The sequence below is a fragment of the uncultured Caballeronia sp. genome, assembly GCF_964243625.1.
Taxonomy (GTDB): Bacteria; Pseudomonadota; Gammaproteobacteria; order Burkholderiales; family Burkholderiaceae; genus Caballeronia.
This window is the reverse complement of record NZ_CAXTGZ010000568.1, coordinates 1-3874: the sequence shown is the minus strand read 5'-3', so window position 1 is coordinate 3874 and position 3874 is coordinate 1. Positions and strand designations below refer to the sequence as shown.

Sequence of the window (3874 nt, the reverse complement as noted above, 5' to 3'; positions counted from 1 at the left end):
CGAAAGACGGCCAGGAAATTCCGGAAGGCATTCTCGACGGCGTGATCACCACGCTGTGCGCGCTGCACGACCGCAAGAACAAGCTGAATTCGCGCACCGGCTCGATTTATATCGTGAAACCGAAAATGCACGGCCCCGCTGAAGTCGCCTTCGCGAGCGAACTGTTCGCGCGTGTCGAAGACCTGCTGAAACTGCCGCGCAACACGATCAAGATGGGCATCATGGACGAGGAGCGCCGCACCAGCGTCAACCTCCTCGCCTGTATCGGCGAAGCAAAGGAACGTGTCGCGTTCATCAACACGGGTTTCCTCGATCGCACCGGCGACGAAATGCACACCGCCATGGAAGCCGGTCCCATGATGCGAAAAGGCGACATGAAATCGTCGGCCTGGATCACGGCTTACGAGCGCAATAACGTGCTCGCGGGGTTGAGTTCGGGACTGCGCGGGCGTGCGCAAATCGGCAAGGGCATGTGGGCGATGCCCGACCTGATGCATGCGATGCTCGAGCAGAAGATCGCTCATCCGAAGGCCGGCGCGAACACCGCATGGGTGCCCTCGCCAACGGCGGCTACGCTTCATGCGCTGCATTACCATCAGGTCGATGTTCAGGCCGTGCAGCAGGCGCTCGAGAAGACAGGATACGACAGCGCGCGTGACGCGTTGCTCGATGGCTTGCTGACCATTCCTGTCGTTGAAAAGGCCGAGTGGTCCGATGCAGAGATTCGCCAGGAGATCGAGAACAACGCCCAGGGGATTCTGGGTTACGTGGTGCGTTGGGTCGACCAGGGTGTGGGATGTTCGAAGGTGCCGGATATTCACGATATCGGCTTGATGGAGGATCGCGCGACGTTGCGCATCTCGAGCCAGCACATTGCGAACTGGCTGTATCACGGGGTCGTGTCGGAGGCGTTGGTGAACGAAACATTCGAGCGCATGGCGAAAGTGGTCGATGCGCAGAACGACGGCGATCCGTACTACCAGCCGATGGCCGGGCACTTCGAGACCTCGCTGGCGTTCAAGGCGGCAAAGGCACTGGTGTTTGAAGGGCGCGCCCAGCCGAGCGGGTACACGGAACCGTTGCTGCATAAGTTCCGGCTGGAAGTGAAGGGGTTGCGGGGGTAAAAATATTTACCTGACTACCCTGGTGGATATACAATTATGTAAAGTATATCCATCGAGGTAATCATGCAAGTATCGAAGTGGGGAAACAGCCTGGCAATCCGGTTGCCCGCCGCTGTTGTCGAGGCTCTTGAGCTTCATGAAGGCGACGATGTCGACGTTGTCGTTGCAGGCGCGCGCGAATTTCAGATCAAGAAGAAGCCGACCAGCCGCGAGTTGCTTGAACGACTACGACAGTATCGGGGGCGATTGCCTGCTGACTTCACTTTCAGCCGCGACGACGCCAATCGCAATGACTAAGGTTTTTCTGGACAGCAATGTCGCGCTCTACCTTCTTTCGAGTGATTCGGCCAAGGCAAATCGCGCCGAAGGCTTGATGGCAGAAGGCGGTGTTATCAGCGTTCAAGTGCTCAACGAAGTCGCGAACGTAACGCGGCGCAAGTTATGTATGTCGTGGGACGAGACGGGTGATGTGTTAGATGCAATCCGCGCCGTTTGCAGCACGGAACCGCTGACTGAGGAAACACATGACACCGGTCGACGTGTGTCCGAACGGTACGGACTATCTGTTTATGACTCGATGATCGTAGCGGCCGCACTTCTTGCCGAATGCAATGTGCTGTACTCCGAAGACATGCAGAACGGGTTGATGATCGATCAAAAGTTGCGGGTTGTTAATCCATTCACCAGCTGAAATGTATGCGTCACGCGCCGTGACAACGATCTCAGGTGTCTATGGTTTGATTGGCAATTTGCCGCAGCGAGATGGTTGCAACTTCATCCCACCACAAGGGGCTGGCGCGATCGCGCGAGTTTGCTATAATCCGCGACTTGCTGGAGAGATGGATGAGCGGTTTAAGTCGCACGCCTGGAAAGCGTGTTTAGGGTCAAACCTAACCGGGGTTCGAATCCCCGTCTCTCCGCCAGAATACGTTTCGCATAGTTGAGCAGCGCCAAACCCGCATCGAGCCTCGTGCCGACGCGGGTTTTTTACGTTCCCCCGCCCTCACGGATGCCGGATGTAATCGACCAGCGCCCGCGTATAGGCATCCGGCTTCCGGTCGCACAGACTCACGACCACCGCCACCAGAAACCCCGCCGGCACCCCGAACACCCCCGAACTGATCGACTCGATCCCAAACCACCTCGCGCCCGCAAACCCCGTGATCTGCGTGAAATACGGATAAGTCGAAACGATGTAATAAACGCAAACGCCCAACCCGGCCAGCATCCCGCAAACCGCACCGAGCTTCGTCGTCCGCTTCCAGAACACGCCGAGCACCAGCACCGGAAACAGGCTCGACGCCGCCAGCGAAAACGCCGCGCCGACCAGAAACAAGATATTCCCCGTATTGAGCGACGCCACATAAGAAGCAAACAACGCAACTCCCAGCAACAATATCTTCGATATCGTCACCCTCCTCTGGCTGCTCGCGTTCTTGTCGACCATGCAGTAGTAGACGTCGTGCGAAAGCGCATTCGCGATCGTCAGCAACAAACCATCGGCGGTGGAAAGCGCCGCGGCCAGCGCACCCGCCGCAATCAACCCAGACATCACATACGGCAAACCCGCAATCTCCGGCGCAGCAAGCACGACCATATCGGGCTGCATCTGAATGCCGGCCCAGCGCACGATGCCATCGCCGTTCACGTCGCTGATACGAATCAGATACGGCTCGACCTTGCGCCACTGCATGACCCACGTCGGCAGATCGGCGAACTTGTGCCCGACAATGCCAGTCAGCATTTCGTACTTGATCAGCACGGCGAGCACGGGCACGGTGACATAAAACAGCGCAACAAAAAACAGCGTCCAGCCGACCGAACGCCGCGCCGATGCAACCGATGTCGTCGTGTTATAGCGCGTCAGGATGTGCGGCAAACTCGCCGTTCCCAGCGACAAGCACAGCAATAACGACAGGAAATTGCGCCTGTGCAACCGGGCGTTTTCATCGTCGGATGGAGGGAAGGCCTGGGCCATCGGAACTGGCGGCGCGGCGCGTTCCAGCATGGCATCGCGCTCGCGTGTCCATTGGATCGCAGCGTCAGCAGCGTCCTTCGGAAAGGACGCCAGCTCGCGCTCACGTTCGCCGATATCGCGCAAAGGGCCGTTGTGCCGGCGCAGGTCGGCGATTTCATCGGTAAGCCGCGCCTGTTCCGTTTGAAACGATGCAGGCAACTGATCGATCTGCGCCTGGATCTGCTGCGCCTGGCGCCGGTAAGCATCGCGAACGTTCGCCTCCTCGGGCGAACCTGCGACCTGACGTTCAAGCGATTCCACGCGCTCGAGCAAGTGCCCATAAGAAAGTTGCGGCAGCCATCCAAGCCCTTCGCGATGCGCGATCATCGAGACGGGAATCAACATGGCGCTGATCAGGATGATGTACTGCGCGACCTGGGTCCATGTGACAGCGCGCATGCCGCCAAGAAACGAGCACACGAGAATGCCGGCAAGTCCACAAAAGATCCCGATCGCAAAGTCGATACCGATGAACCGCGATGCAATCAACCTGACGCCCTGAATCTGCCCAACGAGATAAACGAACGAACACAGGATGGCTGCAAACGCCGCAATGCCGCGCACGAGGTTGCTTGAAAAGCGTGTGCCGAGAAAATCGGGGATGGTATAGCGCGCGAGTTTGCGGACGTACGGCGCGAGCAGGAACGCAACGAGGCAATACCCTCCGGTCCAGCCCATCATGTAGGCAAGGCCGTCGTAACCGGTTGCGTAGATGGACCCGGCCAGTCCAATG

General features: G+C 58.4%; 4 protein-coding genes and 1 tRNA gene. 4 read left to right on the top strand and 1 reads right to left on the bottom strand.

The window, feature by feature from the left end:
• From ACFFAR_RS27205 to ACFFAR_RS27190, 4 genes are all read left to right on the top strand, one after another.
• The coding region (locus ACFFAR_RS27205) for a malate synthase G (protein WP_375508818.1) at positions 1 to 1124 on the top strand (1124 nt) is incomplete at its 5' end.
• A gap of 63 nt (positions 1125 to 1187) precedes the next feature.
• Complete coding sequence (locus ACFFAR_RS27200) at positions 1188 to 1421, top strand: AbrB/MazE/SpoVT family DNA-binding domain-containing protein (RefSeq protein ID WP_062170127.1); 234 nt, start codon at positions 1188 to 1190, stop codon at positions 1419 to 1421.
• A complete protein-coding gene (locus ACFFAR_RS27195; protein ID WP_062170129.1) occupies positions 1414 to 1815 on the top strand; it encodes a PIN domain-containing protein in 402 nt (133 codons plus the stop codon). Before ACFFAR_RS27200 ends, ACFFAR_RS27195 begins: the two co-directional genes overlap by 8 nt.
• A gap of 142 nt (positions 1816 to 1957) precedes the next feature.
• Positions 1958 to 2047 (top strand) — tRNA-Ser (locus ACFFAR_RS27190).
• A gap of 80 nt (positions 2048 to 2127) precedes the next feature.
• Here the strand turns inward: ACFFAR_RS27190 and ACFFAR_RS27185 are convergent.
• The coding region (locus ACFFAR_RS27185; protein WP_375508817.1) for a VC_2705 family sodium/solute symporter at positions 2128 to 3874 on the bottom strand (1747 nt) is incomplete at its 5' end.

What these genes read in the sequence shown, in the direction of transcription:
- ACFFAR_RS27200 (WP_062170127.1), top strand. Translation starts at nt 1,188, where the DNA reads ATGCAAGTATCGAAGTGGGGAAACAGCCTGGCAATCCGGTTGCCCGCC.
- ACFFAR_RS27195 (WP_062170129.1), top strand. Translation starts at nt 1,414, where the DNA reads ATGACTAAGGTTTTTCTGGACAGCAATGTCGCGCTCTACCTTCTTTCG.